Source organism: Bacillus sp. JJ1566 (assembly GCF_036962685.1).
Lineage (GTDB): Bacteria > Bacillota > Bacilli > Bacillales > Bacillaceae_L > Ferdinandcohnia.
This window is the reverse complement of sequence record NZ_JBALOP010000039.1, coordinates 56,063-70,536: the sequence shown is the minus strand read 5'-3', so window position 1 is coordinate 70,536 and position 14,474 is coordinate 56,063. Positions and strand designations below refer to the sequence as shown.

The 14,474-nt window shown below is 39.8% G+C and carries 16 protein-coding genes; 1 reads left to right on the top strand and 15 read right to left on the bottom strand.

The annotated features are described in order from the left end of the window. Position 1 precedes the first annotated feature (1 nt). The 9 genes from V7112_RS15305 to V7112_RS15265 all read right to left on the bottom strand — a co-directional run bounded on the left by V7112_RS15305 (position 2) and on the right by V7112_RS15265 (position 8,661). Complete coding sequence (locus tag V7112_RS15305) at positions 2 to 334, bottom strand: DUF3870 domain-containing protein (RefSeq protein WP_335421296.1); 333 nt, start codon at positions 332 to 334, stop codon at positions 2 to 4. 83 nt (positions 335 to 417) lie between these two features. Next, positions 418 to 1,182 (bottom strand): SDR family NAD(P)-dependent oxidoreductase, encoded by a 765-nt coding sequence (locus V7112_RS15300; protein WP_335421294.1) that lies wholly within the window; start codon positions 1,180 to 1,182, stop codon positions 418 to 420. Positions 1,183 to 1,194: 12 nt separating this feature from the next. After that, positions 1,195 to 2,700, bottom strand: a complete 1,506-nt coding sequence (locus V7112_RS15295; protein ID WP_335421292.1) for a tripartite tricarboxylate transporter permease — start codon at positions 2,698 to 2,700, stop codon at positions 1,195 to 1,197. A gap of 12 nt (positions 2,701 to 2,712) precedes the next feature. Then, positions 2,713 to 3,159: a tripartite tricarboxylate transporter TctB family protein gene (locus V7112_RS15290; RefSeq protein ID WP_335421290.1), complete on the bottom strand. Its 447-nt coding sequence runs from the start codon at positions 3,157 to 3,159 to the stop codon at positions 2,713 to 2,715. 60 nt (positions 3,160 to 3,219) lie between these two features. Then, complete coding sequence (locus V7112_RS15285; protein ID WP_335421288.1) at positions 3,220 to 4,230, bottom strand: Bug family tripartite tricarboxylate transporter substrate binding protein; 1,011 nt, start codon at positions 4,228 to 4,230, stop codon at positions 3,220 to 3,222. 23 nt (positions 4,231 to 4,253) lie between these two features. Beyond that, the gene (locus V7112_RS15280) at positions 4,254 to 5,033 is read right to left on the bottom strand and encodes a fumarylacetoacetate hydrolase family protein (protein WP_335421285.1); all 780 of its coding nucleotides are present in this window, start codon (positions 5,031 to 5,033) and stop codon (positions 4,254 to 4,256) included. Between the two features lie 97 nt (positions 5,034 to 5,130). Continuing rightward, positions 5,131 to 5,802: a GntR family transcriptional regulator gene (locus V7112_RS15275; protein WP_335421283.1), complete on the bottom strand. Its 672-nt coding sequence runs from the start codon at positions 5,800 to 5,802 to the stop codon at positions 5,131 to 5,133. A 527-nt stretch (positions 5,803 to 6,329) separates the two neighbouring features. Next, positions 6,330 to 7,277, bottom strand: coding sequence for a phosphoglycerate dehydrogenase (locus V7112_RS15270; RefSeq protein ID WP_335421281.1), 948 nt, complete (start codon positions 7,275 to 7,277; stop codon positions 6,330 to 6,332). Between the two features lie 13 nt (positions 7,278 to 7,290). After that, positions 7,291 to 8,661 (bottom strand): hypothetical protein, encoded by a 1,371-nt coding sequence (locus V7112_RS15265; RefSeq protein ID WP_335421278.1) that lies wholly within the window; start codon positions 8,659 to 8,661, stop codon positions 7,291 to 7,293. Between the two features lie 284 nt (positions 8,662 to 8,945). Here V7112_RS15265 and V7112_RS15260 point away from each other — a divergent pair, with 284 nt between their 5' ends. Then, positions 8,946 to 9,902: a D-2-hydroxyacid dehydrogenase gene (locus V7112_RS15260; protein WP_335421277.1), complete on the top strand. Its 957-nt coding sequence runs from the start codon at positions 8,946 to 8,948 to the stop codon at positions 9,900 to 9,902. Positions 9,903 to 9,961: 59 nt separating this feature from the next. On the opposite strand, the gene V7112_RS15255 is transcribed toward V7112_RS15260, so the two are convergent. The 6 genes from V7112_RS15255 to V7112_RS15230 all read right to left on the bottom strand — a co-directional run bounded on the left by V7112_RS15255 (position 9,962) and on the right by V7112_RS15230 (position 14,139). Next, entirely contained in the window at positions 9,962 to 10,282 is a 321-nt protein-coding gene (locus V7112_RS15255) for a YciI family protein (RefSeq protein ID WP_335421275.1), read from the bottom strand. Between the two features lie 29 nt (positions 10,283 to 10,311). After that, on the bottom strand, positions 10,312 to 10,542 hold the full coding sequence (locus V7112_RS15250) for an excisionase family DNA-binding protein (RefSeq protein ID WP_057998376.1): 231 nt from the start codon (positions 10,540 to 10,542) through the stop codon (positions 10,312 to 10,314). Positions 10,543 to 10,832: 290 nt separating this feature from the next. Beyond that, a complete protein-coding gene (locus V7112_RS15245) occupies positions 10,833 to 11,081 on the bottom strand; it encodes a hypothetical protein (RefSeq protein ID WP_335421272.1) in 249 nt (82 codons plus the stop codon). A gap of 139 nt (positions 11,082 to 11,220) precedes the next feature. Beyond that, positions 11,221 to 12,798 carry a M2 family metallopeptidase gene (locus tag V7112_RS15240; protein WP_335421270.1) on the bottom strand — a complete coding sequence of 526 codons (1,578 nt, stop codon included), beginning with the start codon at positions 12,796 to 12,798 and terminating at the stop codon, positions 11,221 to 11,223. A 49-nt stretch (positions 12,799 to 12,847) separates the two neighbouring features. Then, positions 12,848 to 13,234: a DUF2500 domain-containing protein gene (locus V7112_RS15235; RefSeq protein WP_335421268.1), complete on the bottom strand. Its 387-nt coding sequence runs from the start codon at positions 13,232 to 13,234 to the stop codon at positions 12,848 to 12,850. Positions 13,235 to 13,419: 185 nt separating this feature from the next. Further along, positions 13,420 to 14,139 (bottom strand): YebC/PmpR family DNA-binding transcriptional regulator, encoded by a 720-nt coding sequence (locus tag V7112_RS15230; RefSeq protein WP_335421266.1) that lies wholly within the window; start codon positions 14,137 to 14,139, stop codon positions 13,420 to 13,422. Between the last annotated feature and the right edge of the window lie 335 nt (positions 14,140 to 14,474).

Sequence of the window (14,474 nt, the reverse complement as noted above, 5' to 3'; positions counted from 1 at the left end):
GTTATTTTGACAATTGTACCTGTCTTATTTCATTATATCTGTCCCATGCCGAACGGATGGATTGAATAACCGCTCCCTGTGAAGGAGCAAAACAATGTTTCTTTACATCTTCTAATAAAGGCTGTATCCCCTGTTTTGTATCATATCCCTTAACAAGGGTACTTAGATAAGTATTCATTAACTGGGTAATTACTGTAAACTGCGCGTCTTCAATCACACCTGTCTTAGTATTGATAACGAGGACAACGCCTATTGTCTTGTAAGTTTCATAAACAGTAGTTCCTTTTGGTCCTTGTGCAAAGCCTGTGACCAGAACTGTATCTTTTGTTTCCATGAAATCCCCCCAGTCTGAAAATTAATATTATTAAATAATATTATAAAATACTTTCTGGGGGGCTTCAACACCTTTTATATAATTTAACCCATGAAACGACCACCGTTTACATCAAGTACAGCACCGGTTATATAAGAGGAATCATCACTCGCAAGGAAACTAACTACTTTCGCCTGTTCATCTATGGTTCCAAGGCGCCTTAATGGGATAGCATCTAGAACTTCTTCCTTTTCGACCTCTACCATTGTTTCCCACGTCTCTTGCAGGCGCTCTCCCGATAGGACAAGACCAGGAGCTATAGCGTTCACACGGATTCCAAAAGGTCCTAATTCCTTTGCGAGCCTTCTGGTGAAGCCAACTACGCCTGCCTTTGCTGCTGCATAAGAGACTCCTGTTACAATACTTGCAGTCCTTCCTCCAATGGATGAGAGATTGATAATGCTTCCCCCATTTTCTTTCATATAGGAAACAACCGCTTGAGAGACTAGGAATGTTCCCTTTAAATTGACATCAAGGACAAGGTCCCAATGTTCCTCAGTGATCTCTTCAAACCTTTTAGGAGTCCGAAGAGCCCCGCCAGCGTTGTTAACTAAAACATCTATTTTTCCGAATGTTTCTATTACATAATTAACCATATTTTTAACTTGCGCTTTATTCGTAACATCTGCAGCAAACCCGTAGGCCTCATATCCTTCTTTTTTCAAAGAAGTAAGAGCTTCTTTTACTAAATCTTCATCAATATCATTGATTACTACAGATGCTCCTTCCCTTAGCATGTGCAAAGCCATAATATAACCAAGCCCACGGGCAGCACCCGTGATTAAGGATACTTTTCCCTCCAGTTTCAATAGAATCTCCCCCTATATTTCCATATCGGTGCCCAACATACTTTTTTTGTTCTTAATCCCTGCAATTAACGTCCCAACGAAGATAATGGCAGTGAGGACTAATAGGATACCGGAAATCGGCCTTGTAAAGAAGATCCCAGCACTTCCATTCGAGATGGCCATCGACTGCAGAAATGAAGATTCAATTTGGCTTCCGAGTACTAGCGTTAGAACGGTTGCCGCAATTGGAATATCAAGCTTTTTCATAAAGTAGCCAATAACTCCAAAAATCAACATTAATCCGATATCAAAGACGCTGTTTTTTACCGTATAAGCACCGACCATCGTGAACATCATGATTAAAGGAAGAAGAATCTTATACGGGACCTGCGCCACCTTTGCCCAGAGATTTGCAAGCGGAAGGTTCATGATAAGAAGGATCACATTCCCGATGAACATACTTGCAATTACTGCCCATACAAAGTCCGAATTCTCCCTAAAAATCTTTGGACCTGGTTGGAGACCGTGCATGATAAATGCACCAAGTATAACAGCAACTGTTGGAGAGCTAGGAAGCCCTAAAGTAAATAGTGGGATAAGCGCACTTCCACTAGTCGCATTGTTTGCCGTTTCCGGACCTGCTACCCCTTCAATAGCCCCTTTTCCAAAAGACCCAGGGTTTTTTGAGATTTTCTTTTCAAGAGAATAGGAAGCAAGGGACGACAGCACTGCGTTCGCTCCAGGTACCAGTCCAATCAAAACTCCAAGTCCCGTTCCTCTACCAATCGATTTAAGGGTAGATGGCCATTCATCCCGACGTGGGAATAGTCCTTTGACTTTCGCTGGTTTTTCAGCTTTTTGCCCTTGATCGGCGTTATACAGAATCTCAGAGATTCCAAAAAGCCCCATTGCAACAATAACAAAGTCGACCCCGCTAAAGAGCTCTGGGATGCCGAAGGTGAAACGGGAACTTCCGGAAATCGGGTCAATCCCAACTAAAGAAAGCAATAGTCCAAAAACCGCGGCAATGAAGCCTTTTATAAGGGATTTTCCCATAAGTCCAATTAGCATCATAAGGCCTAAAAGCATAAGTGCAAAGAATTCAGGCGGACCGAATCTCAATGCAAAACTTGCAAGAGGTGGTCCAATAAAAGCTAGTCCAAGAAGTGCGGTAATTCCACCTACGAATGAACCAATTGCGGCAACACCAAGGGCTACGCCCGCTCTTCCCTGCTTTGCAAGCTGATGACCATCGATACAGGTGATAACACTTGCTGCCTCACCTGGGATATTAATTAGGACAGATGTAATCGTACCACCGTACATGGCCCCGTAGTATATTCCTGAAAGCATTATAATTGCTGATGTCGGTTCCATGCCAAAGGTGAGAGGTATAAGTATCGCTGTCCCCGCAACTGGCCCTAATCCCGGCATAACGCCAACAAACATTCCAACCGATACCCCAATTATACAGAACAATAGGTTTTCCCAAGTTAGAGCATTAGAAAAACCATTTAATAACAAACCAAATGTCTCCATAAATTCCTCCCCTTACCACCCAAACGAATTGACCGGGAATGGAATCGATAACCCTTTTGCGAATATAATGAATATCGCAAGCGAGATTCCAACGGACAATGAAAGAGTAAAATACCACTTAAACGTGCGAAACAAAAGTACAATCAAGGAAACCGTTCCAGCGATGACAAATCCTGTTCTTTCTAATAGCAGGATAAACAAGATCATGGAAAGGAGAATAAACGTGAAATCCAGCAATGACTTTCCCTTTGGCAAAATTTCGCGAATATTAATGTTCTCTTTAAAACTCATCATCAGATATAAAATTGAAAGGAACAAAAGGAGGATGCTCAACCAAAGTGGGAAAAAACCGGGACCTAAACCAAGTGGTCCTTTATAATCCATGGTAGTGCTGTGGTATAGAAAAAAGCTTGAAAAAATAATGATCAGGATTGCTGCTAAAACACCTGCGTTTCGCATCTTGTCACCCCATTTATAAGACAAGGAAAGCGGGAAAATCCCGCCCACCTTACCTATTTGTTATTTTAAACCAATAGCTTCAAGAATCTCACCGTTTAACTGATAGTCTTCCTGAACGATATTTTTAAATTCTTCAGTACCCTTGTACACCGGCTCTGTTCCGATTTTCTTTAATTGTTCAACCACACCTGGGTCTTCTAATGCCTGTTTAAATGCATCATGTAGCACCTTCACCACTTCATCTGGAACCGAAGCTGGGGCTACAAGGCCGGTCCAGACGTCTCCTTTAACATCAATGCCTTTTTCCGTTAGAAGGGGAATATCCTTTAATTCTTCAGGCTTGAAAGTCCCAGAAATCCAGATTGGACGAAGTGTCCCTTCCTCTATATAAGGAATTGCTTCAGGTGTCTGAACAAGTGCCCCTTCAAGATTACCTCCAAGTAAAGCAGTTAAAGCAGGAGCTCCCCCTTGAAAAGGAACGTGTTTAACCTTCACATCAGTTTTTGTCATAAGATTTTCCATTGTGATATGCTGGGTCAAGCCAGCACCGCTCGTCCCAAATGTAAACTTATCAGGGTTATCCTTTACATACTCCATCCAATCTTCGAAGGTCTCAATTTTCGAATCAGATTTTACGACAAGTACGTTTGGTGTTGCCACAACTTGGATGATAGGTTTAAAATCTTCGGGCTTATAAGTAACTTCTTTTGAATGAGTCTTGATAGTCATTGGGCCAATTGTAGCCATTCCAATGGTATATCCATCTCCTTTTGCCTGAGCAACCTCATTCATACCGATCGTTCCCGCTCCCCCATCCTTATTGACTACGGTTACACTCTGCCCGTTTGGAAGGTATTTGTTTGCAACGCTTGCTAAGGCCCTTGCAGAACTGTCAGTCGTTCCCCCAGGTGCAAATGGTACAATCATCTCGATAGCTCTTGTCGGGTAATCAGATTTTGCTGAACCGCTAGCAACTTCCGTTTTTTCACCTACCTGATTACTCGCACAACCAGAAAGTCCTATTGCTAATGCAGCCGCCATGAATGGAAGCATCAATTTTCTCTTTTTCATAAGCAATTCCCCCTTAATCCTTATTAGTTTTGTAAAGCTACACTTTTCTTAACAGCTACTGGATTTGATAGAACTCCTATCCCTTCGATTTCCACCTCTACTGTGTCACCATCATAAAGCGGTGATACACCAGATGGTGTCCCAGTAATAATGACATCCCCCGGATTAAGTCTCATAACGTTAGAAACAAATGAAACAATCTCGGCTGTTGAGAAGATCATATCACTAGTATTTGAATCTTGCCTTACCTCACCGTTTACCCTTAATGTAATCGGTCGGTCATCCGGATTGATATCGGTGACAATGACTGGTCCAAGTGGCTTATAGGTTGAAAAACTTTTTGCTCTTGTAAACTGCCCATCGAACTTTTGAAGTACTCTGTCCGAGATATCATTGCAAATTGTGTAGCCGAATACATATTTAAGTGCTTCATCGACACTTACATTCTCTGCAGTTTTTCCAATAACAACTGCAATCTCAGCTTCATGATCATTGCGATTTTCAGGGTTAACGAGTTCAACTGTCTCACCTGGTCCTATAACTGCAGTTGGGGATACCAAAAACATCATAGGTTCTGTCGGAAGTGGTTTGTTCACTTCTTCAGCGTGTTTTTTGTAATTCAAACCAATTGCTACTACTTTACCTGGATCGACCGGAGCGAGTAGCTTTACATCGGAAAGAGAGAATCTTTCTTCTGTCTCCAAGTATTCACCAAATATGTCTCCCTCAATTTTTACGATAATCCCATCTTTCAGCACCCCGTATGATTTGGTACCGCTTTCTAAAAATTTCACTATTTTCATTTTACATTTAGTCCTTTCGCCAATTTATTTAAAATGTTAAACATTTGTTCCCGTTTTTGGAGCCCCTGAAGCCTTGTTGCGTCTCCCTAAAAAATGACTAAATACTATTGCTTGACTTAGGAATAAGACGAGCATGGAGTTTATCATAAAATTCTTGTTGCGTTAGCCGAAGAATTTCCCTCCCAGCACGTGTTTTATGTTTAATCATATAGCTTTCCGAAACCATACCATCTTTTCGCAATAAAGCCCTGTAGATATCTTCATGTTCATGGATTGAAGCCTGAATATGTTCATCATTTCCTTTAAATAAAGAAGGATATCTTTTGGTGTTGCTCCACAGATCATCAATGGTCCGAATTAAGAGCTGATTATTACAAGCCGAATAAATTTTGTTATGAAATGCTACATTTAATTCTTCAAATCGGATATAATCCTTATCCTTAAAAGCTTGAACGGAATCATCCAGTATCTTTCTAAGTTCTGAAAAATTTTCTTCTGTCAAAGCTTCTACCGCCAATCTCGTTGCAAGCCCTTCCAATTCTACACGCAATTCAAAAATCTCCCGAATATCCTTAGCCGATAATGTACTAACCACAGCACCAACATGGGGTTTGAACTCTATTAACTTTTCAGATTCTAATAGAGTAATAGCTTCCCGGACAGGGATTTCGCTGCTTTCAAACATAATGGCAAGTCTGCTAATGACTAACTTTTCCCCAAATTTATATTTACCGTTTAGGATTTCTTCTCTAAGTATCTGGTAAATCATTTCTTTTTTTGTCCGATACGATTTTATTTTTATCACGTCCCTCGGTATAAATCATATATCATATATGATATATGATTTATAATACAAAAAAGAGTTAATTCCGTCAACACTAAACATTCAGATAATTCATCGGAAATTCAGCCATGTTTCTCTATTTGAAAAGAATATGGCGAAACCTTGCGGCTGCCATTCTAAAAAAGTTAAACAAAAAAACTCAACGACAAACAAACCTAAAACTTAGTTTGGATGCCGCTGAGTCATATCTATGAAGTGAGAGGCTATTTATGGTAGTCCCCCAGTAGATATTCAGCTGAATAATAATTTTTTAATATTTCGATAGTCTGAATGTTAGCATATAATATTTTCTATTGTCAACATGATAATAGTGTATTCTCGACAAAAAATTTTAAGAGACTACCATTTTCTGAGTCAATCAGGTCCCAACTTGTAAAAAGGGATTATTCAATAACAACAAATAAATTTTAATTAGCATGCTACTAAACTCCCTAATCTGATGCTATTATCTTTTATACAAACTCAAAATCTGCTTTTTCCCCTTTCAAAACATTAATGATATTCCTTGCAGTAATCATCCCAACCTCTTCTAGGGCATCTGCCGTATACCCAGCCATGTGCGGGGTCGCGATAAAGTTCGGAAGTGAAATCAACGGTGAGTTACCTGTAGGTTCATTTTCAAAAACATCAAGCGCCGCACCTGAGATTTCTCCGCTTACAAGTGCCTCATACAGTGCCATTTCGTCAATTATCCCACCTCTTGCGGTATTGACGATGTATGCATTTTTTTTCATTTTTTTAAAAGCCTCATGACTAAATAAATTTTTTGATTGTGCGTTCAGATCTGTATGGATCGTAATAAAATCCGATTTTTCTAGAATCACATCCATATTTTCGTATCTTACACCCGACTCTAGTAATTCCTGATCCTGATAGACGTCAAATGCTAAGATATCCATATTGAATCCACTGGCTCTTTTGATAACTTCCTTACCAATCCTTCCTGTCCCGACAACACCGAGTGTTTTACCATATAATTCACTTCCGACCACCCTTGGCCATTCTCCATTAATTACCCTGCGGTTTGTCTGAGGTATCTCACGTGCAAGTGACAAAAGAAGGCCAAATGCTAGTTCTGCTACAGCATGCTTATTGGCTCCTGGAGCGAATGCAACAGATATATTCCTTTCCTTTGCTGCCTGTAAGTCGATATTATCAACCCCTGCTCCGTGCTTTGCAATCACCTTTAGGTTCTCTGCAGCATCAATTACCTTCTTACTAATTTTTTCAATACCCACTACCAAAGCATCTGCATCACTCAAAGCAATGGCTAGCCTTTCTTCATCATTGGCTGTAGCCTTATCAAGAATCGAGACTGTGCATTGTTCATTTTCAAGATAGCTAATAGGAAGTTTTGAATACTTACCAAATGTTGGTGATGATGATACGACTTTATACAAAATAATTCCTCCTTTAAATCCCTGCAAATTTTAAATAAATCGGAATGATCATCAGCATGACGATTGAATATTTTAAATTCCAACGAACAGAAACCTCGAAAAGGTCAGTTTTCATTAGTCCCGACAAAAGATTGTTTACTGCAGTTGCAGGACTTACTGTATTGGAAATCCCCCACCCTGAAAGAAGCAGGATGGCAAAAAACTCATAACTGATGCCAAGCTTAGTCGGATCAATGCTCGTTACGATAATCGTAACGGTGACGATGGGATGTAGCCCTATCACAGATGTAAGAACTATTAAAAAAACGATGGCATACGCAATTCCAATCGTAAACCCGGCAAATACAACATTCAGTCCATTCACGAGTTCAATACTCAAGCCCGTCTTAACAAAAGCACCGCTAAAAAATCCTGCAATAAGGAATAAGACAATTTCTTTCTTCATCCTTGGGATCCCCGTGAAAACATGCTGCTTGAATTCAACTTTGTATTCTTTCCATTCTTTTTTTAGAAGACACCAGATGAGCGGAAAAAGAGCAGAAAAAACACATATGATAAAAGTCATGCTAGACTCGATCAATTTCTCCATGAAAAGGACTCCTAAAATCATCAATAGGAGAAGTAACAATAGTTCTGCTACTTGTCTTTTTGCCTTTTTCAATTCATATGTATCGCCTTCGGGTTGTTTCGGTTTTGGACCTTTTTCCAACTTATAGGGTCTCTCAAATAAATAACTCACAATAAGTGCGATGCCACTAAGCCCAAGGGAATAAAAAAGAATATTGCCCCATTTTACTGGAAGGGAACTTGTTATTAGAGCCATCGCAGAGAAATACGGGGACCAAAATATGGTACTAATAAACCCCCTGTTTATGCATGCCGCAATCATCTTATTGTTTTTAATATCTGAAGCTTTTGTAAGCTCGTGGATGATTGATATGGCACCAATATTCAAGACAACACCTAGGATGTGTGAAAGCAAGCTAGAACCGGCAAAGAAAAAATTAGGATTGTTCATTCGTGTAGACAGTACCAGCTTAAGAGCACTTACATATCCTCCTGTCCGCACTGGAATCCCCAGAAGTGGGGTGAACAGGAAAATAGCAACTAGAGTAAGATTGATTCTTGCAGCATCAAGCCACTCATGAACTGTTGCACCGTAGAAAACCATGAAAATGATACCAACGATCAAAAGAATGAGGCTAATGATCATGATGGAGCCCCGGATACGCGGAAGGACCCAGATGATGACCGAAATTATCATGATCGATACGATCGCTTTGACGGATCCTACGGGAAACAATTCAAGTGTGATATATCCGATAGCAAGAAGGCAGATAATCAAACCCTGATTTCCAATTGGCTTTTGGATGGGCGTTTGCACACTTTACTCCTTTCCCTGGGTACTAAAAAAACTCAGTCCCCTAGTGTGGAACTGAGTTTTTACTATATGACAAGGCTTTATTAGAGCCCTCCCAATAATCACCCAAATAATATATACTTATTATATTTATGTGTTAGGAAAATTTCAATAATTTTGCAAAATATAAATATAAGGTTTACCCAATAATACGTTTCTACATGTAACAAGCTTACATGTCCCACTGGTAAAGCATGCAAGTCTATATTATTATAAAATTAGATAAATTCAGGTATTGGAGGAACACCATGTCAAAGCTAGTTATTACACAAAACATCGAGGAAGCTCATCTTGAACAAATTAAAGCAATCGTACCTAACTGGGAAATCGTTGCCGGACGAGATTCTTCTGTTTGGTTGGAGCATTTACAAGATGCCGAAGTGATTGTTGGTTGGAAAAAGGAGATCGCGGAGCATTGCGTTCATGCTGATTCCAAGCTTCGTTGGCTGCAAAGCTGGAGTGCAGGTGTGAACAGCATGCCTCTTGATGAAATGGAGAAGAAAAATATTCTTCTGACAAGCGCAAATGGAGTTCATGCTTTTCCGATTTCAGAAACGATTTTTGCGTTAATGCTCGGGTTAACGAGAAAAATTCATACATATGTACGAAATCAACAAGAGAAAAAATGGCATCATTCCGACATGAAGCTTGAGATTCATGAAAAGACGATTGGAATCATGGGCGTGGGACACATCGGGAAGGAAACGGCGAAGATTGCAAAAGCATTTGGAATGAAGGTTCTTGGCGTTCGCCATTCTGGCCGTGAAGAGGATTTCGTCGATGAAATGTTTACCACAGACCAGTTGTCAGATGTTCTGCCAAGATGTGATTATGTTGTTGTGACATTACCGTTAACGAATGAAACTCGTCATTTATTTGGGGCAAACGAATTTAAGCAAATGAAGCCTTCTGCATTTTTCATTAATATCGGACGCGGTGAGATTGTTGTTGAGGATGAGTTAATTGAGTCACTGAGGACTGGTGAAATTGCCGGTGCTGGATTGGATGTATTTACGAAAGAACCGTTAGCTGAAACCAGCCCGCTGTGGGAGTTTGAGAATGTGATTGTAACGCCACATACATCTGGTTCAACTGAGCATTACACAAAGCGTGTCATTGAAGATATCTTAATCCCAAATTTAAAGAGCTATGCCCAAGGCGGAGTGCTGCTGAAAAATGTGGTGGATTATAAGAAGGGATATTAATAATAGGAACCCATGAATTTTCATGGGTTCTTGTTGTTAGGTGGATTGTGTACCGGGGGTTACCCATTAAAACGATTATTAAATAATGCAATGCGATATGGATAAATCTGTGCTGTCATGATCCCTTCCTTGACTGCAGGGTCATTTTCCATTAGCTTCTTTGCTTCTTGTTCAGATTCCGCCTGAAGAATGACAATCCCAAACGTTGATTCATCATTCGTTTGTGTTTTTCCCGCTAAAATAACTGTGTTCTCTTCCATTAACGCCTTCAGCTTATTGAAATGCTCCTTAATAATTTGGTTTTCTCCTTCGTTCCAATTTTGTTCGTCGAGTAAACGCGGAACCAACTTTAGTGTGTATATGTATTGTTCCATTGCCATCTGATTCTCCTATGTAAATTTATACTGCTTCAATCCTCATCCTTCACATCGATATCCTCAGGGATTGGTTCGCTCAGCCATTCTTCGTAGAGCTTTTTGTATTTTTCAAGCTGTTCAAGCGTAGTATTGAATTGGTCCTTATTCAACAGGTACTGCTCCCCGTCAAAAAGTGCGCGTACCTTTTTTTCCTGAATAAGCTTTTTCACTAATTCTTCTGGAATTGACAAATATTCTGCTGTTTCCTTTACTGTTAAATACAACCTACTTCATCCTTTTTTACCTTCTGATTTTGTATGCACGTCGTTCTGCGTATTCCGAGCAAGGAATGCACACCTTTATTGTATCCCCTTTATCATCGACATACTTTCGCAAAGGCTTAATTTTTCTTTTACAAATCGCACATTTCGCACCAAAAAAAGAGAACATCTACACCCTCCTTTTTGAGTTTAACATGGAGAAAAGCCTAACAGGCCGATAACTACCATCTTTCACGAAATAGCATTTTACACTTCTAAATCAAAAAAAGCCTTAACTCGAGTCGAGGCTTAATTTATTTTTTATTTTTACCTAACTTCTCATTTCCACGTTTAAAGTTACCCGTAATTTTAGCTAGCAGTAACTGTACTTTTGTTTTATCGTCTTCAACTTCTTTAATCTTTGCTATAAGACGGTAAGCTTCCCGGTCCTTTATCAATTTAATTTGTTTTCCATCATAATAGACCATAACCATTCCTTTTTTCGTTATTTGATAAGTAAATGGCTCCTCACTTAATCGGTTTCTTTTATCAATTTCGCTCACTTTACAGTCTCCCTAACTACCTTAGTTATTAATGCATATGTTTTTAATTCACTATATGTGTCATTAACTGCAAGTAGAAAACCGTTTCGTTGAATAAAAATTCATTGGGGATGAGGTCCCCAATGAATGACTTTTCATCTTATTTCACCGCGACAAACTGATCGACAAAATGCTGTGGATTTAGCTTCTCACCAGTGGCTCTTTCAATTTTTTCATTCCAATTATACAACGCTCCCGGCTTAAAGAAATCATTTAACAGAAACTCTCCAACTTTTTCTGTGAAAAGATCAGTTGAAATGTTCTTCTCGATATAGCGCTGAAGCTGTGAAGTTGTTAACTCACCGAGTAAATAGTTTTGATAATACACTGGCACCAACGTGAAGTGAATCTTCGCAGCCCAATGCGGATAATCCTGATTTTCAGGTGGTGTTAAAAATTGAATCTCATTAACAAGCTTCCACCATAAACGGTTTAAATCTTGGTCTGGATTCTCGTAAAGCTCCCGTTCAAAGAACACAAATGTCATAATCCAACGACCGGCAATCAGCATTTGTCTACGTAATGATTTTTCAATAAGTGGTTTCAACTCGTCAACCTGCTTTTGATCCAATCCTAAAAACTGGTGTAGCCATTCAGGATTTTTCCCGAAACGACCATACAGCATCGCAATTGCCTCAGTTGTTAAAGTATGTGCTGGGCTGCGTAATAAGAACGGTAGACTGCGATCGATATATTTAAAATACACCGCATGCCCATATTCATGCAGCATTGTGTTTGACCAGTAATCGGACGGCAAGTTGTTACTTAATACCCGCACATCGCCCTCACGATCAATATCGGTACAAAAGGCATGCTGGTTTTTCTTCTCTCTTGGATACAGATCGCTCTTTTGAAGCATATCTGTAATATCCATCCCCATTTTCGCGAAGGTCTGTGTTGATAATACCTCCAGATTTTTCCCATCATAAAATGGATCTAAGTCCAATTCCTTCGAAGGCGGTGCCTCTTGGAAAAATGGATCCGCATAATGCCATGGACGAAGGTCTTCTACCTTAATACCAAAGCGTTCTGCAAGCTCTTCATCCATTTCCTGTTTTACCTGACGGAATGGCTCATCGGAGAGTTCCTTTAGCTTAGTAAAAATCGAAAAGATTTCTTCACGGTCAAGCTCCTGTGATTCAAAGCTCATTTGATGGAAGTTTTCGAAGCCTAGTGTACGTGCGGCTTCATTGCGTTTTTTAACGAGCGTTAGTAATTTTTCCTCGACTTCTTTTGCGATTTGCTTACTTGCATGCCACGCTTGTTCCCTTAATTCAAGGTCGTTGCTTTTAATTAAAATTTGGCGCACGTCATTTTCCGATACTTGCTTTCCATTCAATGTCGCGCGGAATGTGTTAAATACACCAACTAATTCCGTTGATAGCTGAACCATTTCCTTCAGCTTGTCTTCTGGAAGTTGATTTTCAAGCATGGTTGAATATAAAAGTTTAAGCTGGCGTTTTTGAATTGAGTCCTCTGTTTGCTCTAGGTATCTTTTTACCTGTTCGAAGCGCTCCGCATCTGAAAAATAAACGCTGTAAGCAGTGTCCGCTTCTGCTGATTTCGCATTCCACTCTTCGTCCCCAGTGGTCGCTGCCATCCATGAAGCTTCTGCACTATTCATATGTAATTCTCGAATTGCATTATTTTGTTCCTCTAAAAATTGATCTAAAGACATTTTTACTCCCCCTCCATTTTATAATTCTAGAAAAGTCGACAAAACCCTTTTAAACTCTCATTCTTTCAAACCCTAAATATCGTGTTCCTTGAAATGTTAGTTTCCCCATGTCCCCTTCAGCTAGCTGACCATATTCACTACCAGAAACCCTAAACTCAGACCGATCCCCACTTTCAAATTCAAATGTAACATAGTAGCTAGTGGACGATGTAACATGGTCGTGGTGGTGTGGCTCTGTATGATGATGGGTATGCCTACTAACGTCAGTGCGCTTTATTTTTACAAGTGCAGGAACACTTAGTCTAGGTGAATCTTCATTCTTCTTCCACTGACTGATTCCCTTTCCCATATTAATAATAAAAAATCCAATCACAATAATGAAAACAATGATCACAAGAACTGGGACAACATTGAACATTACATCTCCTGGATACATAATTCTTCCCCCTTTTAAAGGAATCTATATTAAAGAAATACGCTTAAATATCCGGAAAGTTTCAATGTTCAAAAAATTTTCTGTGAAAAGACTTGTTGTGGGACAGTGGACCTGTCCCTCTGTCCCATAAAAAAACAGACCTTCACATGGGACAGTGACCTGTCCCAAGGGTCTGCGTTTGTTGATTATTCGCCTAGGTCGACGTTGTGGTACACCTGGCGCACGTCTTCTAGGTCTTCTAAGGCGTCGATCATTTTTTCGAATTTTTCTTTTGCATCGTCTGGAAGGGTTACATCATTTTGGGCAAGCATGGTTAATTCTGCTACTGTAAATTCAGTAATTCCAGCGCTTTTAAAAGCTTCTTGGACTGCGTGGAATTGTTCAGGCTCCGCATACACGATGACTGAATCGTCTTCCTCAAGAATGTCACGTACATCTACATCTGCTTCCATTAACAGTTCCAACACTTCATCTGCTGTTTTTCCTTCAATACCGAAAACAGCTGTCGCATCAAACATATACGCTACAGAACCGCTGACACCCATGTTACCGCCATTTTTACCAAAAGCGGCACGTACGTCTGATGCTGTACGGTTTACGTTATTTGTTAAAGCATCTACAATGACCATTGATCCGTTTGGTCCAAAGCCTTCATAGCGGAGTTCATCATAGGTTTCCTCTGAACCGCCTTTTGCTTTTTCAATCGCGCGATCAATGATTGCTTTTGGGACACTGTATGTTTTTGCACGCTCAAGAACGACTTTTAAATGTTGATTTGACTCAGGATCAGGCTCGCCTTGTTTAGCTGCTACATAGATTTCACGTCCAAATTTTGCATAGATTCTACTCGTATTCGCATCCTTGGAAGCTTTCTTTTCCTTAATATTGTTCCATTTACGTCCCATCTTGAACACTCACTTTCAACTATATAGATCTAATACTATTATAATGTAAGTTTTGACTACTTCAAAATGCCATCGTTCCATAAAGTGAAACTTCATTCAGTGGGGGTTTTCCTCATCCCCCACTGAATGTTAGTTGAACCAATCGGGCTTTTACTGGCAGTTGATCCCCCACTTATACTTCTTCGGCTTTCCCTAAAATCTTAAAGTGGGGGTCCTACTTCCAGTTAATGCGGGACAACCTACATTTTTAACAAATAATATTATACTCCAACAAATCGCGCTTTTCGAGAAAAAAATAGAAGAAAATGTAACCAATGCGGCACCATCTTCTTGAA

Bases quoted from the DNA above. Each gene is read 5' to 3' on its own strand.
- V7112_RS15285 (WP_335421288.1), bottom strand. From the start codon at position 4,230: ATGAAAAAGAGAAAATTGATGCTTCCATTCATGGCGGCTGCATTAGCA.
- V7112_RS15295 (WP_335421292.1), bottom strand. From the start codon at position 2,700: ATGGAGACATTTGGTTTGTTATTAAATGGTTTTTCTAATGCTCTAACT.
- V7112_RS15260 (WP_335421277.1), top strand. From the start codon at position 8,946: ATGTCAAAGCTAGTTATTACACAAAACATCGAGGAAGCTCATCTTGAA.
- V7112_RS15240 (WP_335421270.1), bottom strand. From the start codon at position 12,798: ATGTCTTTAGATCAATTTTTAGAGGAACAAAATAATGCAATTCGAGAA.
- V7112_RS15290 (WP_335421290.1), bottom strand. From the start codon at position 3,159: ATGCGAAACGCAGGTGTTTTAGCAGCAATCCTGATCATTATTTTTTCA.
- V7112_RS15305 (WP_335421296.1), bottom strand. From the start codon at position 334: ATGGAAACAAAAGATACAGTTCTGGTCACAGGCTTTGCACAAGGACCA.
- V7112_RS15255 (WP_335421275.1), bottom strand. From the start codon at position 10,282: ATGGCAATGGAACAATACATATACACACTAAAGTTGGTTCCGCGTTTA.
- V7112_RS15230 (WP_335421266.1), bottom strand. From the start codon at position 14,139: ATGGGACGTAAATGGAACAATATTAAGGAAAAGAAAGCTTCCAAGGAT.
- V7112_RS15275 (WP_335421283.1), bottom strand. From the start codon at position 5,802: ATGATTTACCAGATACTTAGAGAAGAAATCCTAAACGGTAAATATAAA.
- V7112_RS15235 (WP_335421268.1), bottom strand. From the start codon at position 13,234: ATGTATCCAGGAGATGTAATGTTCAATGTTGTCCCAGTTCTTGTGATC.
- V7112_RS15280 (WP_335421285.1), bottom strand. From the start codon at position 5,033: ATGAAAATAGTGAAATTTTTAGAAAGCGGTACCAAATCATACGGGGTG.